At 40.9% G+C, this 23,785-nt stretch carries 19 protein-coding genes and 2 pseudogenes; 11 read left to right on the forward strand and 10 right to left on the reverse strand.

All coding sequences use genetic code 11. From position 1 onward, the window contains the following. A pseudogene (locus RMY32_RS05890) lies at positions 1-118 on the forward strand (IS630 family transposase); the annotation flags it as partial. Here the strand turns inward: RMY32_RS05890 and RMY32_RS05895 are convergent. Then, the gene (locus RMY32_RS05895; protein ID WP_322715123.1) at positions 115-744 is read right to left on the reverse strand and encodes a methyltransferase domain-containing protein; all 630 of its coding nucleotides are present in this window, start codon (positions 742-744) and stop codon (positions 115-117) included. The pseudogene RMY32_RS05890 and the gene RMY32_RS05895 sit on opposite strands and share 4 nt — an antisense overlap. Before the next feature lie 162 nt (positions 745-906). On the opposite strand from RMY32_RS05895, the gene hisC reads away from it, so the two are divergent. Next, a complete protein-coding gene (hisC, locus tag RMY32_RS05900; protein WP_322715124.1) occupies positions 907-1,980 on the forward strand; it encodes a histidinol-phosphate transaminase in 1,074 nt (357 codons plus the stop codon). Between the two features lie 188 nt (positions 1,981-2,168). Here hisC and RMY32_RS05905 read toward each other — a convergent pair whose 3' ends face one another. Together RMY32_RS05905 and sat are read right to left on the reverse strand one after the other, a co-directional pair. After that, positions 2,169-4,280 (reverse strand): caspase family protein, encoded by a 2,112-nt coding sequence (locus tag RMY32_RS05905; protein WP_322715125.1) that lies wholly within the window; start codon positions 4,278-4,280, stop codon positions 2,169-2,171. A gap of 176 nt (positions 4,281-4,456) precedes the next feature. Next, positions 4,457-5,635 (reverse strand): sulfate adenylyltransferase, encoded by a 1,179-nt coding sequence (sat, locus tag RMY32_RS05910; protein ID WP_322715126.1) that lies wholly within the window; start codon positions 5,633-5,635, stop codon positions 4,457-4,459. Positions 5,636-5,792: 157 nt separating this feature from the next. Here sat and RMY32_RS05915 point away from each other — a divergent pair, with 157 nt between their 5' ends. After that, a complete protein-coding gene (locus tag RMY32_RS05915) occupies positions 5,793-5,933 on the forward strand; it encodes a hypothetical protein (protein ID WP_322715127.1) in 141 nt (46 codons plus the stop codon). Between the two features lie 219 nt (positions 5,934-6,152). On the opposite strand, the gene RMY32_RS05920 is transcribed toward RMY32_RS05915, so the two are convergent. Beyond that, positions 6,153-7,424, reverse strand: coding sequence for an FGGY-family carbohydrate kinase (locus tag RMY32_RS05920; protein WP_322715128.1), 1,272 nt, complete (start codon positions 7,422-7,424; stop codon positions 6,153-6,155). 200 nt (positions 7,425-7,624) lie between these two features. On the opposite strand from RMY32_RS05920, the gene psaM reads away from it, so the two are divergent. Both psaM and RMY32_RS05930 read left to right on the forward strand, forming a co-directional pair. After that, positions 7,625-7,714, forward strand: a complete 90-nt coding sequence (gene psaM / locus RMY32_RS05925) for a photosystem I reaction center subunit XII (RefSeq protein ID WP_040630342.1) — start codon at positions 7,625-7,627, stop codon at positions 7,712-7,714. A gap of 303 nt (positions 7,715-8,017) precedes the next feature. Then, on the forward strand, positions 8,018-8,428 hold the full coding sequence (locus RMY32_RS05930) for a hypothetical protein (protein ID WP_322715129.1): 411 nt from the start codon (positions 8,018-8,020) through the stop codon (positions 8,426-8,428). Between the two features lie 248 nt (positions 8,429-8,676). Here the strand turns inward: RMY32_RS05930 and RMY32_RS05935 are convergent, their stop codons facing one another. Continuing rightward, the gene (locus tag RMY32_RS05935) at positions 8,677-9,375 is read right to left on the reverse strand and encodes a tetratricopeptide repeat protein (protein ID WP_322715130.1); all 699 of its coding nucleotides are present in this window, start codon (positions 9,373-9,375) and stop codon (positions 8,677-8,679) included. Between the two features lie 492 nt (positions 9,376-9,867). Here RMY32_RS05935 and RMY32_RS05940 point away from each other — a divergent pair, with 492 nt between their 5' ends. Together RMY32_RS05940 and RMY32_RS05945 are read left to right on the forward strand one after the other, a co-directional pair. Beyond that, positions 9,868-10,332, forward strand: coding sequence for a hypothetical protein (locus tag RMY32_RS05940; protein ID WP_322674349.1), 465 nt, complete (start codon positions 9,868-9,870; stop codon positions 10,330-10,332). Between the two features lie 6 nt (positions 10,333-10,338). Continuing rightward, positions 10,339-10,994, forward strand: a pseudogene (locus tag RMY32_RS05945) (glutathione S-transferase family protein). Positions 10,995-11,054: 60 nt separating this feature from the next. Here the strand turns inward: RMY32_RS05945 and RMY32_RS05950 are convergent. The 5 genes from RMY32_RS05950 to RMY32_RS05970 all read right to left on the reverse strand — a co-directional run bounded on the left by RMY32_RS05950 (position 11,055) and on the right by RMY32_RS05970 (position 17,732). Then, entirely contained in the window at positions 11,055-12,206 is a 1,152-nt protein-coding gene (locus RMY32_RS05950) for an ABC transporter permease (protein ID WP_322715131.1), read from the reverse strand. Then, entirely contained in the window at positions 12,207-13,325 is a 1,119-nt protein-coding gene (locus RMY32_RS05955) for an ABC transporter permease (protein ID WP_322715132.1), read from the reverse strand. A gap of 151 nt (positions 13,326-13,476) precedes the next feature. Then, the gene (locus tag RMY32_RS05960; protein WP_322715139.1) at positions 13,477-15,465 is read right to left on the reverse strand and encodes an ATP-binding cassette domain-containing protein; all 1,989 of its coding nucleotides are present in this window, start codon (positions 15,463-15,465) and stop codon (positions 13,477-13,479) included. Further along, positions 15,465-16,754 (reverse strand): HlyD family secretion protein, encoded by a 1,290-nt coding sequence (locus RMY32_RS05965; RefSeq protein ID WP_322715133.1) that lies wholly within the window; start codon positions 16,752-16,754, stop codon positions 15,465-15,467. Before RMY32_RS05965 ends, RMY32_RS05960 begins: the two co-directional genes overlap by 1 nt. Before the next feature lie 387 nt (positions 16,755-17,141). Continuing rightward, entirely contained in the window at positions 17,142-17,732 is a 591-nt protein-coding gene (locus RMY32_RS05970; protein ID WP_322715134.1) for a TetR/AcrR family transcriptional regulator, read from the reverse strand. Positions 17,733-18,457: 725 nt separating this feature from the next. Here RMY32_RS05970 and RMY32_RS05975 point away from each other — a divergent pair. From RMY32_RS05975 to RMY32_RS05990, 4 genes are all read left to right on the forward strand, one after another. After that, positions 18,458-19,258 (forward strand): DNA-binding response regulator, encoded by an 801-nt coding sequence (locus tag RMY32_RS05975; RefSeq protein ID WP_322715135.1) that lies wholly within the window; start codon positions 18,458-18,460, stop codon positions 19,256-19,258. A gap of 548 nt (positions 19,259-19,806) precedes the next feature. Beyond that, complete coding sequence (locus tag RMY32_RS05980) at positions 19,807-20,790, forward strand: isocyanide synthase family protein (protein WP_322715136.1); 984 nt, start codon at positions 19,807-19,809, stop codon at positions 20,788-20,790. Further along, entirely contained in the window at positions 20,787-21,611 is an 825-nt protein-coding gene (locus RMY32_RS05985) for a TauD/TfdA family dioxygenase (RefSeq protein WP_322715137.1), read from the forward strand. Before RMY32_RS05980 ends, RMY32_RS05985 begins: the two co-directional genes overlap by 4 nt. 245 nt (positions 21,612-21,856) lie before the next feature. Continuing rightward, entirely contained in the window at positions 21,857-23,665 is a 1,809-nt protein-coding gene (locus RMY32_RS05990) for an NAD(P)/FAD-dependent oxidoreductase (protein WP_322715138.1), read from the forward strand. Positions 23,666-23,785 lie beyond the last annotated feature (120 nt).

The following is a 23,785-nucleotide window of genomic DNA, read 5'->3' on the forward strand; positions in this document are numbered from 1 at the left end:
CGAGCTTAACAAAATTGAGCGATGTTGGTCATGGTTAAAAAGCCGAATTCGTAAGCAAATAATTCAATTTGGCTGTCTGAGAGATGCGATGGAAGCTGTGCTTCACACAGCGGCTTAACCGCCTTGGCGGTTGCTATACCACTCCACTACGGCTGCTCGTGAGGGCAACACATGCCCATAAATTTGAAGCTTGACTTCCTGCTTGACAAATCCCAATTTATAAAGCATTCGGGCGTATGTTTCTGGAGGAAGTACCTCTAAACGCCGCACATATCCTCTTAATTCTTGACTGAATTCCTGTGCAGTCTCAATTGCTATCTGATGCACTGGCTCACTATCCATCATTGGTATTTGTACGGCAAGCTGTCCACCAGGCCGCAGTTTTGCCCGCAATTTCTCAAATAAAACCTCATGTTCCGTCAACCACTGCAATGCCGCATTAGAAAATACCACATCAAACTCCTCATTTTCTGGGTTTTCCTCAATCCGTCTTTGCTCAAACCGCAGTCCATTGCCTGTAAACTGACGCGCTTTTTCCAGCATTTTCTCAGAAGCATCTATCCCTAAAGTCTCCTGTGCTGCTAAGGTTTCATGCAGATATTTCGTTAACTTTCCGGTTCCACATCCTAAATCGAGAACTCGTAAGTTTTCTTGCCGATGTATCATATTTACCAAGTCGTAGAATGGACGACTTCTTTCAGCTTGAAATCGTTCATATAGTTCTGGATTCCATTTATCTAACATATTTTTATAATTCGTAATTCGTAATTTATAAAGCCGTATTTTCTGATGTAAACGACAAAAAACGATATCGTCAGAAATTGCGGGTTGAAATTTGCTTAAGATACGCCATAAGGTGTCGCAGCTACGCCCGTCGTAGACATTCCACCCAATTTACCATGCTCTATGACCAACTACTTTCGCTCTAATGTTGATGCAATGGCTAGCTATGTTCCTGGCGAGCAGCCTCAACGTGGTACACAGATTATTAAACTTAACAGCAATGAGAATCCCTATCCTCCTTCGCCTGCGGCATTAGCTGTGCTACGGAATATTGATGGTGAATGGTTGCGGCGGTATCCAGAACCTTTTGGGGGAGAATTTCGGCAAGCTGCAAGTAAAGTTTTAGGAGTTCCTAGTGATTGGATAATTGTCGGCAATGGCAGTGATGAATTGTTAAGTGTGGTGATTCGAGCCTGTGCTGAACCTGGGAAAAAAGTAGTTTATCCGATGCCTACTTACGTGCTATATCGGACATTGACACAAATGCAAGCGGCGGAAATTATTGAGATTCCCTACAGCAAAGATTACGGCTTACCAAAGGACGAATTAGTTGCTGCCAATGGGGCTGTGACCTTTATTGCGTCGCCCAATAGTCCATCGGGACATGTGGTGGCAAAAAATGATTTGCGAAAATTAGCCAGCCAGTTATCTGGAGTTTTAGTGATTGATGAAGCATACATAGATTTTACCGAAGAGAATGCATTGGCTTTGGTTAAGGAATACGAAAACGTTATCGTGATTCGGACACTATCTAAAGGATATTCGTTGGCAGGATTGCGATTGGGCTTTGGAGTGGCAAATCCCAAACTGTTGCAGGGATTGTTTAAGGTTAAGGATAGCTATAACATTGATGCGATCGCTTGTGCAATTGGTACGGCTGCCATCACTGACCAAGCTTATAAAAATGCTTGTGTAGCCAAGATTAAAGCATCACGGACTAAGTTAGCAACAGACTTGAAACAATTAGGTTTTCACATCTGGGATTCCCAAGCTAACTTTTTGCTGGCGCAGCCAAGAGAAGGAAATGCAGAATATCTCTATCAAAAACTGAAGGAACGGGGAATTTTAATCCGCTACTTCAAGCAGCCTGGATTAGATGATAAATTACGCATCACTGTTGGGACAGATGAGCAAAATCAGGCTTTAGTAGAGGCACTAATACCAATTCAAAATTCAAAATTCAAAATTCAAAATTAAGAAAGCCAGACATCACAAAGGTATGTCCGTATGTATCTGTTGCATTCTTTGGCGTTGCAGAACAGAGGGATGAATTTAGGCAGGCAGGGGAGGCAGGGGGTGCTGGCGTTGCAGGGGGGGAGATTTTATAACTTGCGAAATCATCCCGCAATTATGCAACGCCCATTCTTTTTTCAAATTGATATAACTTACAGCACTTGAAAACTAAAGCTAAGACTTGCCCAATTATTCACATCCAAGCTATGTGAATCGGCTGCTATAACGTTCATCTCTGTTTTGAAGGCACTAGCGTTATGTAAGTCTTGTAGCAAGGCCTGTACAACTTCTAAGGAATTCAACAATGGGCCAATTGGCCCTTGTTCGCCTGTGGAATACTTAGCAGCGTTCAACGCGGCGAGAGTAGCGTTAAAGGGGGCAGTACTAAAAATCAGTTGGTGTTCGCACTCAGAAGCTGGCCCTGAAATCATCCATTCGGAAGCAGTATTCGTTTGGGGTAGGATGAGAGTTTCACCTGGAGCGATGACAACTTCTTTAAGCAGAGGTTTGGTGTCTGCGGTGTTTGGTTCTTGGGGAGTTTCCCAAGAATAGAAGGCGATCGCTGTATGATTATTGTTTAATCCCAGCAAGATTAAATATACTGGGCGATCGCTCTGGTTTTCTACCCGATATTGCATTTGACTACCGATAGGGATAATCGGAGTCGGGAGGGATTTTTGAATCGAAGTTTCTGTTTTGAAATTTCGTACTGTTTCGCGCTGCATGATAACGCGAGGCAATCTGTTGTTAATTATTTCTAAGGTTGTCTTCAGAGCCAAGCGAGAAGAACCTTGATTTTCTGTCAGTCGCCATAACTTGGCTGCTAACAAAGTTGATAATTTTGGCGCTAACTTTTGCACTGTTGATTTTACTGCTTCTCCTGCTTCCCCCGTGGCATTAGAAATTAGTTCGCCACTAAGAGAAAATAGACCATAGCGACTAGGTGTTTGCTGTAGTTTGGCAAATAAATAATCAGCTGGTTTTTCTCCGACAACTACGGTGGAGACATGAGGAAATGCAGCAAAGGCACTTGTAGCGTCTACACGCTCAATTCTTTCCAATCCAGTATCTAAAGCAATTATTAAATGGATCTTTCGGGCTAAAACCCGGACTGCTTCTTGGACAAGTTGCCCGATTTGTAGGGGATTTGCACCTTCTATTTGGGAAATTTGCGCTTTTGCTGTTAACCCAGTCCGCGATCGCAATACTAATTCTTCTCTTGTTGTTCCTAAAGTAAATCGAGAATTAACTCCGTAGTATAGCAGCACTTGTGGCGGTAATCCTGCTAACCACAGATGGACTGTTTTACCGTCTTCTTCAATGGCTGTCACTGCGCCTTCTGCACCAATAATACTGTCTAGCGGTAGAGACGTTAAATGTTGATTTTTTTGACTACTTAATAACCCTGGTTGCTGTTTACTACCCAATTTGGATAGAGAATTTTCCATATACGAGAGGGCAACTTGAATTTTGGTATTTGGGGTGAATTCCCACAAATACTGCGTCAAGGCGTAGGTAAATAACCCAGCACTAAAACCAGAAAAGAGTTCTTCCCTCGCCGACTGCTTGGGATTTAAGGTAGCTGCTAAGACAATCGGCGTGCTGGGTAACTTCTGAGTTTTAAGTTGTTGGAGAAAGTCGAGTTCTTCTGCTGCTAGCTTTGCCTCTACTGATTCTGGAAGGGCGCGACTTTTTAATCCTAATACTGGGGTTGGCGGATAATAGCTAGTATCTAATACTGCTGTGACTCGTTCTGTAGGGAGCGATCGCAATAATAGCAGTAAAGTTTCTTCTAATATATAGTTGACTATTTTCGCTTCTTGTGAATCAAAACTGGCATTAGCTGTCACCAGAGCATTCTGGATTGTCTCAGGAGATGTTTCCAATTTGACACGGCTGCCATAACCGCTAAAGTGGAAGAAGACCGCATCATCGGGTTTAGCTTGATTGCTCAAGCGATCTAAAAAAGCCGTCTCAATGAATTCCCTACTAGCTTCTTCCTCAGTTAAGGTTAGGATATCTGACCCTTGGAAACCAAAGCGATGAATCAAAACTTCTCTTTGTAGTTCCACATCTGTCAGACAACCACTGAGGGCTGGAATTTTTGGGTATTGGTTAATACCAATTAACAATGCCAACTTGCGCGGACTGGGTTGTGCCAAAGCTTGATAATAGCGATTTCCTAAAGACAACCACTCAGCTTCAGTTATCCCCAATACCGCGAGTATTGAGCCAATTCTCTCTAAAAACGTGCGACGTTTCATAATTAGCTATCAGCCCTCAGCTATTCAGTTAGCAGCTTACAGGGCTGAACTCTCTATTGTAAAGTTACAAAAATGTGGGGAGTGGAGGGGCAGGGGAGAAATCAATTCAAAATTCAAAATTCAAAATTCAAAATTCAAAATTGAAGGTTCAATCCCCATGCCCAATCCCCAATGCCCTAAACCGTTACTTCTATCCGCATTGCCCGTGCTAACTCTGCTGCTACCTCTGGACGAGAAAATTCTGGTGGAGGTAACTCACCGCGCCGCAGCATTTCTCTAACTTTTGTCCCTGATAGGTGAATGCGTTCTTCTGGCCTGCTGGGACTGGTTTTAGATGTTGCCATCTGCTTAGTGCGCGTGCAGTAAAAAGCGTGTTCAAATTTCATCGGCACAATGCCTAATTCACTTGGTTCAAATTCATCAAAGATATATTGAGCGTCGTAGGTGCCGTAATAATCACCAACACCAGCATGATCCCGTCCGACGATAAAGTGAGTACAGCCGTAGTTTTTGCGGACTAAAGCATGGAAGATGGCTTCACGAGGCCCAGCGTAGCGCATTGCGGCGGGATTAATTGCCAAAGTTACCCTGTCTAAAGGGTAGTAGTGTTCCAGCAAAATTTCATAGCAGCGCATCCGCACATCAGCGGCGATATCATCTTCTTTTGTCGCCCCGACTAATGGGTGCAAAAATAGACCATCAACAGTTTCTAAAGCGCACTTTTGGATGTATTCATGGGCGCGGTGGATGGGGTTGCGAGTTTGAAAACCGACAATGGTTTTCCAACCTTTATCTTGAAATAGTTGCCGTGAGGCAGCTGGATCGATTTGGTAACTGGGAAACTGAGGATGAGGTTCGCGTTGCAACAACCAAATATCACCCGCCAGATGTACATTACCTTGGTTATGGAGTACCTGTACGCCGGGATGATTGACATCATTAGTACGGTAGACTTTTATTGCTTCGCGGATTTTGTCGTAATGATATTTTTGCGTAAGTTGCAAAACTCCGATAAATTCGCCTTTGGAGTTATCCAGACGGATTAAGCCGCCTTCTTGCAACGAGGAAGCTACTTCTTCGCTTACCGATAGTGTAATCGGGATTGACCACACAAGACCGTTAGCTAATCGCATTTCTGTCACAGTGCGATCGTAGTCTTCTTGGTTCATAAAACCCGTCAGCGGACTAAAAGCACCGATCGCAATCATTTCTAAATCGGAAACCGCGCGATCGTCAAGTTGCACTCGTGGCAAAAAGTCAGCTTTTGAGAGAAACTCTGCTCTTTGTTCTGGTGTAGCGATACGGTTAACCAACTGTCCACCGTGGGGGGCTATGGCATCTGGATTGTGACTCAACTTAATCCCCTCTCTGCTTTTACTGTTATTGTTTCAGATTATGTACTAACTTATCAAATGCTGGTACGTAGAGAAAAATAGTTTAGGCATTGGGCACAAGAGGCAGAAAAGCAGCACTTATCTACGAGAGGCTGCACTTCGACTACGCTCTGTTACCATGCCAACCACTATGCTTTGTTACCGAGGGGCATGGGGCAAAGTAAATATTAGAAGCGATCGAATCCGAATCCGCAGCCTTACCTTTTCTCTAGATGATAATCTCGATCGCGCCGATCAAACCTTCTTCAAGAACCTTTAGATTTTCTTCTAATTACCTCAAAATTTATACCAGTAATGAGTAAAGGGGATCGATGACATTCGCTTGCTGCGAAGCACCCATCCCCGAATAGCTGCCCAGATAATGAACCTGGAATCTATAGTCCGGTATCTAATCATCCCAGTATCGGCCGAGATATGTCGATTGTCACTGGGATAGATACTGATTTAGAAGATATCTACAAAAATACTAAGTACACAATTACTCTTTTTCAACGCTTCTTCCATTCCCCATCGCCAACAGTGCTGTCCCGTAAGCAGCTTCTGTGTACGCTGACGCTACTACAGGAACCTGCAAATGACGTGCCCTAATTGCAGTCCAAGTATCATTCGCCGCACCACCACCAGCAGTATAAACACGGCTCAATTTGTCTGCTCCCATTTGTTGTAATAATTCATACCCTCGCGCTTCTATGCGGGCAATGCTTTCTAACAACCCATGCAAAAATTCTACTGGATTATCTGGGCGTGGTGACAAGCGTGGGGGTAGATTGGGATCGTTAATCGGAAAGCGATCGCCTACCTTCAACAACGGATAATAATCTAACTCGCTGGCAATTGAAGCATCAATTTCCCGACTAAGGCTTTCTAACTCAAGGTTTGTGAAAAATTGCTTTAGTACTGCACCCCCAGTATTAGAAGCACCCCCAGTCAGCCACAAATCACTCAACCGATGGCTGTAAATTCCATATCTGGCATCTTCTACACGGGTACAACTTAACAACTTTAGTACCAACGTTGAACCAAGGGAAGTCACGGCTTCACCAGGTAATTTTGCCCCACTGGCAAGAAAAGCAGCAATACTATCGGTTGTACCCGCACACACCAGACAATCACGGCTTAAACCGAACTTGTCCGCAATTTCAGGACGTAATTCGGCAATGGGAGTCCCAGGAGTTAAAACTTTGGGTAGCTGAATTGGTATTTGCAACAATTCTAGCCATTCTGGATATTTCAACTCTTCCACGTCATAACCCAGCTTTAAAGCATTATGATAATCGCTAATTCCCAACTGTCCATGTAGGAGAAACGCCAGCCAATCTGCTTGATGCAAGAAATATTTAGCTTCACTAAAAGAAGGTAATTGTTTCATCCACAAAAGTTTGGCTAGGCTAGAGGTGGCACTCAACACGGTATGATTGGGGGGTGCAATACTCCTCAAATGCTCTAGTACCACCGATCCCCGCGCATCGTTGTACAGCAATGGTGCATCTGTTGGGTTGCCAGCAGCATCGACCAGCAAGACGGTAGAGGAAGTACCATTAATTGCGATCGCTTTAATTTCTCGCCGCAATTGCTCAGGTATTTGTTCCACCAACGCAAACAAAGCCTCCTGCCAAATTTTTGGCGTAACGGCATTTGGTGAGTCGTGGAAGGGATATCGCACCTCTGCCTGAATACAACAGGCTTCCTCGTCAATCACCATACCGCGTCCGCCAGATGTGCCGAAGTCGATACCCAGATATAAATTCATAATTTTTATAAATTTTTTTAATAGAGAATAAATAAGAACTACTGACTAATAACTGCTTTTGTTGCATCTTGTAACAAGATATTCCACAATTCTGGCAAAACAAGGAAAAGTAGTAAACGAACTGTTCAAAATCAATTCAGGTTAGGAGGTTTTCAGCCATGCCTATCTTAGATACTCTGTACATTGCTCAGATATCTTCCATCTCAGATACTCAAGTCTACATCGCTCTAGTTGTAGCCTTGATTCCAGGAGTTCTAGCTTGGCGATTAGCCACAGAACTTTACAAATAAGGCTCCGATGTGACACAGTTGAAAAGCTAATAATCCTGGCAGTACGGGGTGCAATTTTCAGACTTTATGGCTTTATGTCATAAATACTTAGAAACCTTGCACTTACGTAAGCCAGGTTATTTTTTAACTAGTGCGACACTTGTAGCTATTTCAAAAAAATGAAGTAATATGACAGCTAAATCAAGCATTTAGGAGTGCTGATATCTGAGTGCTGAGTTGGAAATCTCACTCATCACTCATCACTCATAACTCAGCACTCTTGATAGTGTTTCCCTTCACTAAGCGAGGTTATCTTTTAGCATCATGAACGCGATTCAACCCTCCAAACCACCGTTACAACCTATACAAAAACGCCGGGTCATTTCTCGACCAAAGCGGCATCTTCGTCAACGTTCTTACAAAGTGATGGCACTGGAAAGCACAGCCAAAATAGCGGTCAATCTTGTAATTACAGCCGTTGCAGCATCTGCCTTAACACAACTCTTGCCTTATCATTGGTTACAGCAAGAAAAATTGCGAGAAATGAGTACTGAAGTCAAGCTGATGGAAGGACACGTCAATGGTTTACAGGCGGAATTTAGCCGTAACTTTGATCCCCAAGAAGCTAAAATTATTAGACAACGACAAGGATACCGATTCGATCCCAGCCAGCGTCAGATCGTGTTGATGAATCAAGATCGCCGAGAAGATGAGCAAACAGACTCATCACCCTAAGATAAATGGCAAATTTGGGATTATTTAGATTTATTGTGATTCAGGCTACGTATAAACCGGGTGTTAATTTATATTATTGCTAATAAGTAATGATTAATAGCTAATTTTTGAATAGCTATGTAGTTTTCATCTATGAGTCATTAGCGATACAGCGTCGTTACGCTCCAATTAAAAATTCAAAATTAAAAATTCAAAATGAAGAATTTACTTTTTGAATCTTGAATTTGCAAAAAGGACTAATCTACCAATTAGGACGCTGATTCTGATAGCAGCTCGTTTAGCCAGTTTTCGAGTTGTAAACGCAAGCGACAACTAGTAATATCCTTATTGTTGTCAAGAGAGGACAGTTGAGTAAGGGCGCGACGATAATCAGCGATCGCACAATTCCAGTCGCCCCAAAGATGGTAAGTTCTGCCGCGTTCCGCCCAGATATGACTTTCTAGTTGACCAAAAAGCAGTGCTAGCTCAAAATTCTCAATTGCCACCTCGTATTCCCCCAAATCACGCCAGGTAATGCCTCGATTAACCCACGCCCGAACATGGTCAGGCTTCAAATCAATCGCTCGATCGTAGTCGGCAAGTGCTACTGCCAATTCTCCACAAGCTGCATAGTAATTTGCGCGGTTATTATAAGCACTAGCCAAATACGGATTAAGTTTAAGGGCAGTGTTGTAGTCGTAAAGCGCTTTTTGCCTTTGGCCACTTTGGAAATAAATTAGCCCCCGGTTGTTGTAATCAACGGCATTGTCGGGATGGCGGCAGATTAGTTGGGTTAAAAGTGCGATCGCTTCGGTATAATCTCCTTGTTGAGCCAACCTCAAAGCACAAGAGCGCAAGTCGCTATCCCCAAAAATATATTCGCTGCGATCGCTTTTCCTTTGCTCTTGAAGTTTGCTTGTACTATTTAAAACATGGTCATCGTCAGCTAAAAATGAGTGAATATTCATCTTTCCCTGCTTGAAATCCCTGCTTTTTTAAATAAAAGTCTAGTTCTTTAAGGCTGGTGGTTTTACCACTATCTTTATTTTCAAGGTACTTATGGTTACTTGAAAGCCATCTTAAGACTGAGATTTAAACTACTCACACCAGTAGAAATCTACCCTTTAAATAAACAATTGCTCCTCAAACCTATTCATAGATACTCGATCCCGAAGATGAATTCCAGAAATAGCAGACGTTAATCTTAAAGACTAGTCAAGTAGTGAGAGCAGCAAATTGGTAGAATGCCAACAAGCCGTTCGTTAAAGAGGGGATGAGGAAGCAGGGGAGCAGGGGAGCAGGGGAGAAATCAATTCAAAATTCAAAATTCAAAATTCAAACATTGCACAACTTCTGCCTCCTGCCTCCTCTTTCCCAATGCCCCATGCCCAATGCCCAATGCCCAATGCCCAATGCCCTATTCCCTAAATTACAATTTTTAAATTTTGAGAAATTTTCTGATGACAACTGCAATTTCCTATCCCAATGCTCCTGATTTAGCAACCGATGATTATATTGCGATCGGCTTGGCAACCTGCTTCGTCAAAGAAGATGGAGAAGTTTATCAAATCGAAGTTATAGAACCGATTCCCTCTGCGGCTTTGGAAGCGCTTTTAAAGGGCATTCCTACCTCCTATAAGCTGGCTCATGCCACAACTTTGGGATCTGTGCTGGATGGCGATTCACCACTGCTACCAGATGGCTTTCCAGAGTCGGCTCAGTTTGGAGAAGAATTTGTACCACGGGTATTTGCAGCAGCTCGTACCTATAAGCGTCGTGAATCTGCAAAATCTCTGATTCCCTTAGGTACAAACTACACTGAATTTAAATATTCAATTGAGCGGAAACGGGTTTTAAATGCCGCCAGAGTTGTCACCAAAGAAGACAATATTAAACAGCATTCTCACACTCATAAAGTGCTTTAAGTCATTATGCTAAAACTTTACGGTGGCGCTCGTAGTCGAGCGTCAATTGTCCACTGGTATTTAGAGGAATTAGGAATTCCCTACGAATTCGTTAAGCTTGATATGCAGGCGGGCGAACACCTCCAACCTGCATGTTTAGCAATTAACCCATTTGGTAAAGTTCCAGCAATTGTTGATGGGGATTTTCAGCTTTGGGAATCTGGCGCAATTTTGTTGTATCTTGTCGATAAGTATAGTAAAACTCCACTTTCACCAGAGGAAAGTGCTCTATTTTCCCAATGGGTGTTGTTTGCCAATGCTACCCTTAGCCTCAATACGCTTGGGTTAAGCATTTTTTTCTTCTCTCTGCGTCCTCTGCGCCTTGGCGGTTCGTTAAAAAATTGACTTTGATAACAGAGTTTTAGCCTTAGCTGAACCGTATTGCCCTTGGCCTAGGGATTTTTGGAGAGGAGAATCGGGAACGGGAAATGCCCCGCTTGTTGACTTCCTTAAATGAAATTTTCAGTAAGCAACCCTATTTTACTTGACAATGAGTTCACTGTTGCTGATGTGGCAGTGGGGTCTATTTTGAATTATATATTCCCATAATACTGAAGCTAAACCTCAGCCTTTATCCAGCGGTGTTGAACTATATGACTGTACATTCGCTTATTTTGAGATAGCAACAGGCTTGGTTTCCTACTGAAGCGGCATAAATATCAATGGAAAATTTACAGCAGGAATTATTGTAATTGATTGCGAAATTGACGAATACTCAGAAATGTTAAAATTACTGCAAAACCTATTAAAACTAATACCTGAAACCACAATATTTGGATACCAACACCTTTGAGTAAAACTGCTCTACAAACTTCCACAAAATAACGTAAAGGGTCTAAATAACTAAGCAATTGAATAAAGGAAGGCATGGTATAAGTAGGACTAGGCGCACCAGAAAGAAGAATCAAGCATGGGATAATAAAGAAAGCCAATAATTGTGCTTGTTGTTCGCTTTTGGCAAATGCTCCTAAAAATATACCAATACTAATGCTCACCCAAAAATACAATACTGCTATGCACAGAAATTCTGGAAAATTACCTTGAAATGGGAGATTAAAAACTATTCTTCCTACAGTTAAAGCAACGAAAATATCAAATGTGAGTAATAGTAAAAGTGGAGCAATTTTAGCGAGAATGATTTCTGTACTAGAAGCTGGTGTCATCAGTAATTGTTCTAGCGTGCCTATTTCTTTTTCACGCACGACTAAGGATGATGCAGCTTGAGAACCAACCACGGTGAGTAATACACCAATCATGCCAGGAACGATAAACCAAGCACTTTTTAATCCTGGATTGTAGAGGATAGAAGTTTGAATTTGGGCTTGTCGAGATTGTAATGTTGATGATGGTTGTTGTAAATAACGGGAATTATAATCATTAATTAATTCATTAATATAACTAGAAGCAATCCGGGCTGTATTAGCGTCTACCGCATCATATAAAACTTGTACTGAAGCTGTATGTTTACGAACAACATCATTAGTAAATTCGGTGGGAATCACAATTCCAACGGATAATTTACCAATCGCTAAACTATCTATCATCGATTGCTGATTAACATAGTTATCATTAATTGTAAAAGCATTTGCTTGATGAAAAACCTCAATAAATTCCCGTGAAGTATTACTCTTGCTATAGTCAGTAATTCCAATTTTTAGATTATGGAGATTAGGATTAAATGCAAAACCAAATAAGAGTAATAAGACAGTAGGCGAAACAACAATTGTAAAAACCAATTGGCGATTACGTAGCAATTGGGCGACTTCTTTGCAAAATAGCGCCCACAATCGACTACCAAAAATGCTGTTTAATAAGTTAGTAAATATTGTTAGCATTTAAGTCTCCACTTGCATTTTTTGTAGTTTATTCCATGCCAGGAAAAAAAAGATAATAGCTAGCAATCCTAAAGCTACTACCGCATACCAAATCGCAGACCAACCCATACCTCTAACGAAGGCATCACGTGTCAGCAAAATATAATATCGAGATGGAACAATATTAGATATCCAGCGCAAAGCAAAAGGAATATTAGCAATGGGGTAGATAAAGCCAGACATTAACAGTGATAAAAGAAATGCAGAAATATTCACTGCTTCAATGACAACGCTTTGTGATTGAACATTGCTACCAATAAAAATACCCCAGAAAACACCACAAGCAATATATAGTGTGGAACCAACTAATAAAGGAGTGGGATCGCCTACGAACCTCAAACCAAATATAACTTGAGCGATCGCATTGACTAAAACAACCTCTACCATACCTACTAACCAATAGGCCGTTGCTTTGCCCAATAGGTACTCTATGCTGGTGAGGCTAGAGGCATAAACTTGGACAATTGTACCTTGCTCTCGTTCTCTAGCTGTTGCTAAACCGGCTAGTAATGGTGGAAATAACGTTAAAGCGATCGCGATCGCACCAGGGCCAATGTATTTTAAATTTTTTAAGCCAGGGTTATACCAAAAACGCGATCGCACATCCACAGCTACAGGAGAGGGTTGATTGTGCAGATTCCCAACAAAAGCATTGGTAACAGCTTTAGCATAACTCCTAGCAATATTAGCAGTATTGGCATCGCTACCATCAATTAAGGCTTGGACTGTGCCGATACTTCCTCGCCTTAGTAAGTCACGAGAAAAATCAGGAGGAATAATTAAGCCAATGGTGGCTTCACCCCGATCTAGCATTTGGGAAACTTTGATGTTTGGTGCTTGGCCAACAATATGAAATTTTTGGGTGCGTTCAAAGGTAGCAATATACTCCCGACTGGTAGGAGTTAAATCTAAATCTTGGACAGCAAGGTTAATTTTGTTAATTTCCAGCGATACAGCAAACCCAAACAACAGCAATAGTAAGATTGGTAATGCCAAAGCCAAAGCCACAGTGAGGCGATCGCGTCTCAACTGTCGTAGTTCTTTCAGAGTTTGGGCAAATATACGTTTTAATCTCACCATCAATAATTCACCTCTTAAGAAATAAGGCAGACGGCAGAAAGCAGTGCGTTCGTTGCCAAGGTTCCCCCGGTTGTAGCAACTGCAAAGAGAAGGGACAGGGAATAGAGAATAAGTAGCAGGGAGAATAACTATTGACTAATAACCAATTACCTTACTCATCCAGCACACTTAAACCACGTTGTTGTGCTTGCGCCACCACACTAATAAATACGTCTTCCAAAGAAAACTCGATTTTTTGGCAGTTGTGAACGAAAACACCCGCCTCAAATAACCAAGCTTGAATTTGGGGAATCTCTAGATCGGCACGATCGACAATAGTATGTAAACGAGAACCGAAAATCGAAACTCGCCAATTTTCTAATTTCTGCTTGAGGAAATCCGAAGCTTTTTGCAAAGGTTCACATTCCCATTCCACCAGTTGTCCCGGTTGTTCGGCTTTGACTTGACGTGGTGTACCTTGGGCGACAATTTCCCCCGCTACCATAAATCCAAGACGATGGCACTGTTCTGCCTCTTCTAAATAGTGAGTAGTTACTAAAATAGCCATTCCTTCCTGAGCAAATCGATTAATTAGCCGCCAAAACTGCCTTCTTGCTAATGGATCAACCCCTGAAGTTGGCTCATCTAAAAACAAAACTTTGGGTTCATGCATGACTGCGGCACCAAAAGCTACTCTCTGCTTCCAACCCCCAGGTAAATCGGCAGTCAGTAGATTTCCCTTGCCAGCTAGATCGCTCATTTGCAATACCCAGTCTTTTTTTGCACGGCGATAACGAGGAGGTATACCGTAAATACCACAATAAAACTCTAGATTTTGTTCTATTGTCAGGTCATCATAAAGAGTGAATTTCTGAGACATATAGCCAATACGTTGCCGGACTTTGGCACTTCGTAATTCACCCGTTTCTCCTGCCAAAGCCATACGTCCAGAACTGGCACTGAGTAAGCCACACAGCATTTTAATTGTGGTTGTCTTACCTGCGCCATTGGCACCTAATAAACCAAAGACTTCACCGTATTTAATTTCCAGATTGATTTGTTTGACGGCGTGAAAGTTACCGAATATTTTACTGAGATTATTTGCCTTAATCGCAATGCTAGATGTAAATGCTGATTTTTGTAGCCGAGGATAAGCGATCGTGGGAATATCGCCTTTGAGTTCCCGCAAACGAGCCACAAAGGTATTCTCTAAGGTTGGAGTATCAAGAACTAAACTTTCTAATTGCAGTTGTTGTTGCTCTAAGACAGACCGAATCCCCTGGCTTGCCTGTTTAGGTTGCGGTGTCAGCACATCCAAATGATCTCCGAAGCGTTGGACATCTGTAAGCACATCTTTAACATCCGCATTTTGTTTTAAAATGTCTTCAGCTTGGTCTAGCTGGTCGATGGGAAGGAAAACTTGAATACGTTGCACGCCCAGACTTGCTTTGACTTGAGCGACTGTATCACATTGCTGAATTTTGCCTTCGTAGATTAAGGCAATACGCGAACAGCGTTCAGCTTCATCAAGATAGGGTGTTGCCACAACTGTAGTCATTGCTTGGGTAACGGCCAGTTGGGCGAGAATATCCCAAAATTCACGACGCGATACTGGATCTACACCTGTAGTAGGTTCATCTAATAGCAATATTTGTGGTTGATGAATTAAGGCACAACAAAGCCCTAATTTTTGTTTCATCCCACCAGAAAGACGACCCGCCAAACGATCTTGAAATCGTGCCAAATCCAACAAACCCAAGTAGTATTTACTCCGCGTTTTAAAAGCTGCTTCACTAACTTCTCGTAAACCAGCAGCATAGCGGAGATTTTCCAGGACGCTTAAATCTGGATAGAGGCTGAAGCGTTGGGTGAGGTAGCCCATTTGCAAACGCCTACTCCGGGGTTGGGAACCCAAGACCTCAACAATACCACTCGTTTGTGGCATGACTCCTGAGAGAATCTGAAATGTTGTAGATTTGCCTGCGCCATCAGGGCCAATCAGTCCAAAAATTTCGCCTTGATAAATATCTAAATTAATACCATCTACAGCATTATGACTTTGTTGCTTGTAGCAATGTTGGAGATCGCGAATGGAAATAACACGGGTAAGAGTAGGCTGCAATGGCGATACAGATTTAGTTGTTACAGTTTCATCCTTCATCATTTAGACGCCTGTGTTTGTGGCAACAAAATCCTCGCGTCAGCTGGCATACCTGGTTTGGCTATACCTTGGGGGTTTTTTAAAGTCAGTTCTACACCAAAGACTTGTTTAACTCGGTCTTCTTGAAAATAAATATTTTCTGGCGTAAAGCTGGCTTTGGGATCTACGCGAGTTACTGTTGCTTCTAGTGGTTGGTTGGTAAATCCATCAAGTTCAATCTGTGCTTGTTGCCCTAGTTTGACTTTGGCAATTTCATTAGCAGGAACAAATCCACGCAAATACAATTGGTCGAGATTGACTAATGTCAATAATGGCGCACCACCGGCAACTACTTCTCCTGGTTGTACAGAACGGGTAATTACATTACCAGCCATCGGACTATTCACGACCAAGTAATTCAATTGAGCTTCTATCTGAGCTTTAGCTGCTTGGGCGTTATATACTTCCTGTTGGGCTAGGGAAATATTACTACGGGCTTGGGCGATTTGTCTTTGGATTTGTAATGCTGCTGTTGCTCGAATTGGTGTGTTGCGTAGGGTTGCTTGGGCTTGTGTCAGCCTGCCTTGGGCGGCTTCAATTTGCTGACGCACAACCATTACTCTAGCTTTGACAGCTTCAGCTTTAGCGTTGTCTTGGTCTTGTTGTTGAGCTGATACCACACCTTGACTATATAAATTTCTCGTCCTGTTTTGTTCGGCTTGGGCTAGTTTTAAATTTGTCTGGGCTTCTACTAACTCAGCTTTGGCTGCTGCTAAAGAATTTTTTGCCTCTAAAACTCGACCTTCGCTTTCTTGTTTGGCTTGCTGGGTAATGAGATTAGCTTGGTCTAATTCTGCTTGGAGAACTGGTATTTGCTGACGGGCGTATTCTAAACGCTGTTTATCAGCATTAATCTTTGCTTGGGTTCCCTGTAGTTGGGCGCGCAAATCTGTATCGTCAATCTTTACTAATAGCTGTCCTGGTTGAATAATATCTCCTTCCCTGACCACAACTTCGCCAATTTTGCCACCAGTCTTGCTAGAAATATCAGTTTCATAGCCTTCTATTCGACCACTGAGAAATAAACCGTTGGGCTGCGGTTTATATAAAAATTGACGATACCCTACGTATCCTAAGCTGCCAAGGAGCGCGATCGCTGCTACAAAAATAATGGGTTTAACAATTTTGAGACGTGGTTTTTTGGACTGTTGGGGAGATAGCTGGAGTTGAGAGTTGTCAATTTCAGCAGGTTCTATGGAACTGCTGGGAGCTTGTTTAGAATTATAAGACTCATTTTCTGTTTCTAACATAAGCTATGGCTCTAAATTTCTTAACTAAGACTATTGCCATCAAAATTAAATCTTTAATCAGTAAACCAAAAAGTTTTTTATAAGTCTTACCATCTGGACATTTCAGCTAAAACCAGGGATATCACAAAACTCACAAAACAACGTTAAATTGAGCATTTCTAACAATATCCCTAGTACAACACGGCGGAAATAAACCAATTATTCCAAATCAACAAAACCCTTATGCTGTATTCATTTTTAATTTTTAATTCCGCCTTGCGGTACTAGTTACCTTCAAGCGTAAACGTAGCCCGTTGTAGACATCGCTCTATAATGGTGTTTGCTTCCTGATTCAAAGGGCTGAAACCCCTATGATTAGGTTCGTTTTCAAAAGTTTTTATTTACTGTTTAATTCAGTTCTAGTTGTTCGTGAGCAGACAGCAAAGCGATCGCTGCTTGACGAGCATACCCTACTGTGGTAATGGCTGAGGTTCCCTCCATATTGACTGTAAAAATAGCTCCGCCAATTAAAAGCATCATCTGCTGTGCGAAACTTTCTGGATTGCAGAGGCCTGCTTCCTTTGCCAAATGGGTAATGTGGGCAAAAAGGATCTGTCTCGGTTCTACACAAAATTCATAGGCGGGATGTTGTACATCACCTAATTGAGCTGCTGCGGTACTAAAGGGACAACCATGAAACTCATGGATGACTAACCACTGTTCTAAAACATTAAAAATAGCTATTAGCCGTTCTTTCAGGCTACCATGATGCTGCTTTAAGGCTTCAAATAACCATTGCTGCCATTGTTCACTTCTGCGACGCATGACTTCGGCAATCAGTTCATCCTTAGAGGCGAAATGATGGTAAAGAGTCGTTTTGGCAACATTAGATTTGGCTACTATCTCATCTACACCAACATTATGAATACCCTTTTCATAGAAAAGCGTGGTAGCAGTTGTTAATATTCGTTCCCGTGGTTTAGATTTTATTAGTATCATAAATTACAAAACCTACAGGTCTGTTTTATAGTATTTATTATATGTCTATCTTTTGAGTTTCGAGCAGTTACTACAAATCTATTAACAATGTAAATTTGCCCAGATTGCTCTGTAAAACTTTCCGGCTCAACAGGCGTTGGCTCCGGCGTTGCTTCATTTGTCATCGTCTGTGCCCATTTTTCCACAAGTTTGAGTTGTCTAGTCCGATCGGATGGATGTTATTTGTTAAAAAATGTAATGATTAAACAATAATTTGCATAATCTGACAGTCTGCTACCGAATATATAAGTAACGCGATGTACGACTTAATATTTTGCAAAATACTAAAACCTAGTCATAGTCTATATTCTGCTGTTGAGTGTTTTGTCTTTATCTAAGTCGCTCATTTGTCTTTATCTAAATCGCTCATTTTTGGAATGCTTGTAAAATAAGAGTTTTCTAAAAGTCGCACACGGCGTTAAGTATATGAATTTAGCTCAAAAAACATCTCTTGTTTCTGTAATTTTAAGTAATGGAGATGGTAAGAAGGATTATAACTTTTTACTTCCTGCTCTTCTATATAGCGTTTCCTAAGCAACTGAGGTACACCTAATTATTTTCTAGAAAACTAAGCAGATTTAAAAACGTACCTCACAAGGTTGTGAACCGCAATATAACTTAATAAGCTTAAAAATCATTGTGGCTTTTTAGGGAAAAATTGACTTGCTTGAGCAGTAAAAGTAATTATGAAATCAAGGTTGTTATTTGGCGATATGAAAAAAATTTTGATAATAGAAAATCAAACTTCAACTCGTAATCTTTTTGTAGAAAACCTACAAGCAAAAGGTTTTGATACTATAGATACTGAAGATGGTCTAATTGGTATGCATTTGGCAAAAGAACAGCTACCAGATTTGATTGTCAGTGAAATTAGAATCCCTACGCTTGATGGTATTAGTATCCTCAAAAATCTCCGCCAGAATTCTGTTACAGCTGCTATGCCAATGATTTTTGTCAGCGAACAGGGTAGTCGGGCTGATATCCGTAAAGCAATGGAATTAGGAGCAGATGATTATATTACTAAACCTTGTCAAGTAGACGAATTATTGCGAGCGATCGCCACCTGCTTAACAAAAAGAGATATCCTCCGGCAAGAGTTCATCGTACAGCATGAAAATCTCTCAGAAACACAATTATCTAAGATACAAAACACCGTTCAATCTGATTGCAAATTAAAAGAGGTTTTTCAATTTATCGAAACTAATTACTGTCACCCGATAAGTCTCAGTGATGTAGCCACGGCAGTTGGTTATTCTGCGGCATATCTGACTAATTTTGTACGCAACAAAACTGGTCAATCTATCCAACAGTGGATTATTCAATATCGGATGATAGCAGCACGTACCTTGTTACTAGAAACAGATGAAACAGTGGTATGTATCGCTGCTAAAGTAGGTTATCATCATACAGCTCATTTTTGCCGTCAATTTCGTCAACATCATGATAAAACTCCTCAAACTTGGAGAAAAGAACAATTAAGTAGATAAAAATTAAACCGAAAGAATTGTTTATCTTATCAAAAAAATGTTCATTGTAAATATCAAGCGTAGAGCTTACCATTAAATTATTGAAGTCATAAGACCGTTTAAATTGTCATCTTGAACGGAGCGAAACATCAGGTAAAATTTTTCTCCCTCCTGCGTTAAGTTCAAAATGACATTCCTGATTTTTTGATTTTTGCAAGAGACTTCATGAGCTGCGTTCACAAGGAACAATGAAAATGTCTTTTCCTCCTGCCTCCTGCCTCCTGTCTGATTGTTGAGCGTAGTCGAAACACTGCCTCCTGCCTTATTTTCAAGGCAGGTCTATAGTAATTAGCACGAAATAAAAACAATGCTTGGTTGTCAAAAATCCTCCAAACATGGTGTAGCAAGATAAATTAACTAGGATTTGTAAATCATCAAGTTACTCTTTTTGAATACATAAAATAGTTCGCAATTACTGTTTGAAAATGCTGAAATTTTCAGCATTTTCAAACAGTAATAGTTGCCTAAGCCAAATTACTTTTTTTAAATTTCTCCAGGATGTTACAAAAATGGCTCATACTAATACCCAAGCAATCGGAGAACAAATTCTTCAGCATATCTTTCATCATCGTCGGTTAATATCACATACAGAGCCTTGTGGACAAAAACCTTGTCCATTGTGTCTGGCTCCTCATATGCAAAAAATCCAGTATTTTATTGAAAGAGAAAAGCCAATTCACTTTATTCTTCCTGCTTTTCCTGCTAAATCACCAAATCAAAAAAAAGTATTGAGTTCCCTACCCGATATGGGTGAACGAGTTGCACTACAATTTCTTCAATCATTATGTGTGCAAATCCGAGATATCTATGCTCCTGGCGCTGAGATTACAATTTGCTCTGATGGACGAGTATTTAGCGATCTTGTCTGCGTTAGTGATGAGAATGTGACTACCTACGGACGGGAAATTAGAAACATCATCAATGAAATTAATGCAGATGCGATCGCCTTATTTAACTTAGAAGACGTCTTAATGAATCTAAATTTCGATCAAATGCGAGAGAAAATAGTCCTTGAGTATGGTGAATCTCTGGAAAATCTCCGCCTCTTAGTCAAGACTGACTTAAATTATCGTAATTTATTCAATGGTATTCATCGCTTCCTCTGCGAAGATTATCAGGCTTTACAACCATTCAAAACCCGTAATCAAATCAAAACCGAATGCAAAGAACTTGCTTATAGCGTGATTCAGCGTAGTAACGCCTGGAGTTCTTTAGTCGCCAAGCAATTCCCTCAAGCCTTACGCTTCTCCATTCATCCCCAACCTTTCCATTCAGAAAAAATTGGTATCCACATGATCAAAACCTTAGATCAATGGGGTACACCTTGGCATAACGCCGTAGTCCATGACGGTAATCAATTCCTACTCCTCAAACGTAGCCAAGCAGAAAAAGCCGATGCTTCTCTAATTTGGCACAAGGATCGCCCTAGTCATTTCCAGGTTGCAGACATATCACAATTTATCACCACAATTTCTACACAAGAGGCAGCATGATCGCAATTTCACCTAATCCGCAAACATCAATCAAGTTCAATAGTCAGCCTTTATCTCCCTTCGGCTTACTACTTGAAGCTACTGAACCACAATCCGATATCCGAAAATTATCAATCCCACAGTTACGTCAGCTTACTTGGGAGCACAGCCTAATTGTTCTACGTGGCTTTTCATCCTTGCAAGAAGAAGTATTGCCAGATTATTGCACCAATTGGGGAACACTCCTAACTTGGGATTTTGGTACAGTACTCAACCTTATTGTCCACGACAACCCCCAAAATTATCTATTTACAACTGGTAATGTTCCATTTCATTGGGATGGTGCATTCGCTAAAGCAGTACCTAGCTTTCTATTTTTCCAATGTCTGCAAGCACCGAGCGCAGGAAGCGGTGGTGAAAGCTTGTTCTGTCACACAACCAGAGTATTGCAAAATGCCACTCCTGAAGAACGCCAAGCCTGGCAAAAGATTAACATTACCTATAAAACTCAAAAACTAGCTCATTACGGTGGCAAAATTACAGCACCCCTTGTTAGTCAGCATCCCATTACTGGTAATCCCATACTGCGTTTTGCAGAACCACTAAATGAGGATAGTGTGCATCTCAATCCTTTATTTCTGGAGATTTCAGGTTTAGCATCTGGAAAGCCAGACCAATTCCTCAATGATTTGATCGCTAGGCTTTATTTACCACAACATTGTTTCGCACACCAATGGCAAGAAGGAGATATTCTTATCGCCGACAATCATGCATTGTTACATGGTCGCAATCCCTTCTTAGCAAATTCGCCACGACATCTACAACGCGTGCATATTTTATAGATTTTCTGAGATTACGCATACGCCTCTCCACCCACATTACCAAGTATTTCACTAGATTCAAAATCAGTTGGCACTCCAGGGATATGGTCATCATTAGTCATTGGTAAGAGTTTCAAGCGTATTTATGTCTTGTAATATAGCTTGATTTATTTCCACTGATTTACTTAACGCTCTTCCCATCTGCCTTACCTGAAAAATTCTTAAACTCACACTTCCATTTATCCAGTATTTATTTTACGAAAATCATGATTACTCAATTAGTAGATAAACCAGAGTCTTCGCATCCCCAAAACTTAGATCATTACGATGTTGTTATCTGTGGTGGAGGTTTAGCCGGAATGTGTCTGGCAAGACAATTAAAGCTAAATATGCCAGATATTTCCATCCTCGTTCTTGACAAACTATCAAGTCCATTGCCAGTTGCAGCCTTTAAAGTCGGAGAATCAACAGTTGAAGCTGGGGCTTACTACCTGGTTAATACTTTACAGCTAGGTAAATACTTTGAGGAAGAGCATTATATTAAGTTAGGATTGCGATTTTTTCACGGTAATACCGAAGGAGCATTCAAAGACCGTTCCGAAGTTGGATTATCGCAGTTTCACGAACCCCACTCCTTCCAAATCGATAGGGGAGTTGTTGAACAACATTTACGCGATTTAAATGTGGCAGCTAATATCACAGTACTCGAAAATTGTTCCGTCAAAGATATTACGCTAGCAGACAATGAACAATTTCACACTGTGTATTATAAGCAGAACAACACAAAAGAAACTCAAGCAGTTAAAGCTCTTTGGGTAATTGATGCGATGGGTCGTCGTCGCTATATACAGAGAAAACTTGGTCTAGAAAAACCCAACGAAAAACAATATAATGCTGCTTGGTTTCGGATTAATGAACGTATTGATGTTGCAGATTTAGTACCAGAAACTGAACAAGAGTGGCATAATCGTGTTCCTAACAAAATGCGTTTTTATTCCACTAACCATTTAATAGGTAAAGGATATTGGGTTTGGCTTATACCTTTATCATCTGGATATACAAGTATAGGTATTGTAGCTAGAGAAGATATTCAGCCCTTTGAGGAATTTCATACCCAGGAAAAAGCTTTAAACTGGTTAGAAAAACATGAACCAGCATTAGCAAAACATCTCACAGAACGGCAGTTAACTGACTTCAAAAAAATGCCGAACTACAGTTATTCATCGAATCAAGTTTTTTCTAACAATCGTTGGTCTTGTATTGGTGAAGCTGGTACTTTCGCAGACCCTTTATATTCGCCTGGAACTGATATGATTGGTCATGCCAATACTATTACCACAGAACTGATTAAATTAGATTTTGATGGTAAACTTACGCCCCAAATAGTAGATGAAGCAAATAATTTGTTCTTGTCATTCCATGAAGTTCTATCTTCACTAATTCAATTCAATTATCAAGTATTTGGTAAAAATCCTCTAATTGGTGGCATCAAATTTGTGTGGGATTGCACCTTGGGATGGGGTTATGTGATGTCAGTGATGTTTAACTCGTTATTCGTTCATCCCGAAAAAATAGCCAAAATGCAGAATATTTTGGATAAGATGATTGGACTTGTCAAGCAAGTAGAATATTTACTTGATGATTGGTCAAATAAATCATTGCATAAGCTGACATTCGATTATATAGATCATTTGTCATTACCTTTTCTAGATGAACTACGGACACGGAATTTACAGTCTAATAAGACTGATGAAGAACTGATTAGCGATGAAATAGCAAACCTAGAAGTCTGTGAAGAATTTGCTCAAGTTTTATTCTTGTTAGCAATTGAAGATACTATGCCAGAAAAATTAGGCATGTTCCCGGAAGGAGTATGGTTAAATGCTTGGGCGATCGGTTTAGATGTGGATAAATGGGAACAAGACGGTCTATTTCAACCACAAACACAACCCCGCGATTTAAATCGGGTGATGGAGCCTGTTAGAAACAGGATTAGACTAAATTCCGAGGCGACAACAAACATTACACCAAATTTAAGACAATTAGTAACTTTGTCTTATACCAATTTTTTATAAAGCTGCATAGAATTCGATCCCCCCTAGCCCTCCTTATAAAGGGGGGAACCAGAAAAACATATCAAAGTCCCCCAATTTATCGGGGGATTTAGGGGGATCTAGATATGTGTAACTTCACAT

Origin of the sequence: Nostoc sp. ChiSLP03a (genome assembly GCF_034531215.2) — a bacterium.
Taxonomy (GTDB): domain Bacteria; phylum Cyanobacteriota; class Cyanobacteriia; order Cyanobacteriales; family Nostocaceae; genus Nostoc.

Excerpts from the sequence above, each read along its gene's own strand:
- RMY32_RS05895 (WP_322715123.1), bottom strand. The coding sequence starts at position 744 with ATGTTAGATAAATGGAATCCAGAACTATATGAACGATTTCAAGCTGAA.
- hisC (WP_322715124.1), top strand. The coding sequence starts at position 907 with ATGACCAACTACTTTCGCTCTAATGTTGATGCAATGGCTAGCTATGTT.
- RMY32_RS05905 (WP_322715125.1), bottom strand. The coding sequence starts at position 4,280 with ATGAAACGTCGCACGTTTTTAGAGAGAATTGGCTCAATACTCGCGGTA.
- RMY32_RS05915 (WP_322715127.1), top strand. The coding sequence starts at position 5,793 with ATGCCAACCACTATGCTTTGTTACCGAGGGGCATGGGGCAAAGTAAAT.
- RMY32_RS05920 (WP_322715128.1), bottom strand. The coding sequence starts at position 7,424 with ATGAATTTATATCTGGGTATCGACTTCGGCACATCTGGCGGACGCGGT.
- RMY32_RS05930 (WP_322715129.1), top strand. The coding sequence starts at position 8,018 with ATGAACGCGATTCAACCCTCCAAACCACCGTTACAACCTATACAAAAA.
- RMY32_RS05935 (WP_322715130.1), bottom strand. The coding sequence starts at position 9,375 with ATGAATATTCACTCATTTTTAGCTGACGATGACCATGTTTTAAATAGT.
- RMY32_RS05940 (WP_322674349.1), top strand. The coding sequence starts at position 9,868 with ATGACAACTGCAATTTCCTATCCCAATGCTCCTGATTTAGCAACCGAT.
- RMY32_RS05950 (WP_322715131.1), bottom strand. The coding sequence starts at position 12,206 with ATGCTAACAATATTTACTAACTTATTAAACAGCATTTTTGGTAGTCGA.
- RMY32_RS05955 (WP_322715132.1), bottom strand. The coding sequence starts at position 13,325 with ATGGTGAGATTAAAACGTATATTTGCCCAAACTCTGAAAGAACTACGA.
- RMY32_RS05960 (WP_322715139.1), bottom strand. The coding sequence starts at position 15,465 with ATGAAGGATGAAACTGTAACAACTAAATCTGTATCGCCATTGCAGCCT.
- RMY32_RS05965 (WP_322715133.1), bottom strand. The coding sequence starts at position 16,754 with ATGTTAGAAACAGAAAATGAGTCTTATAATTCTAAACAAGCTCCCAGC.
- RMY32_RS05970 (WP_322715134.1), bottom strand. The coding sequence starts at position 17,732 with ATGATACTAATAAAATCTAAACCACGGGAACGAATATTAACAACTGCT.
- RMY32_RS05975 (WP_322715135.1), top strand. The coding sequence starts at position 18,458 with ATGAAATCAAGGTTGTTATTTGGCGATATGAAAAAAATTTTGATAATA.
- RMY32_RS05980 (WP_322715136.1), top strand. The coding sequence starts at position 19,807 with ATGGCTCATACTAATACCCAAGCAATCGGAGAACAAATTCTTCAGCAT.
- RMY32_RS05985 (WP_322715137.1), top strand. The coding sequence starts at position 20,787 with ATGATCGCAATTTCACCTAATCCGCAAACATCAATCAAGTTCAATAGT.
- RMY32_RS05990 (WP_322715138.1), top strand. The coding sequence starts at position 21,857 with ATGATTACTCAATTAGTAGATAAACCAGAGTCTTCGCATCCCCAAAAC.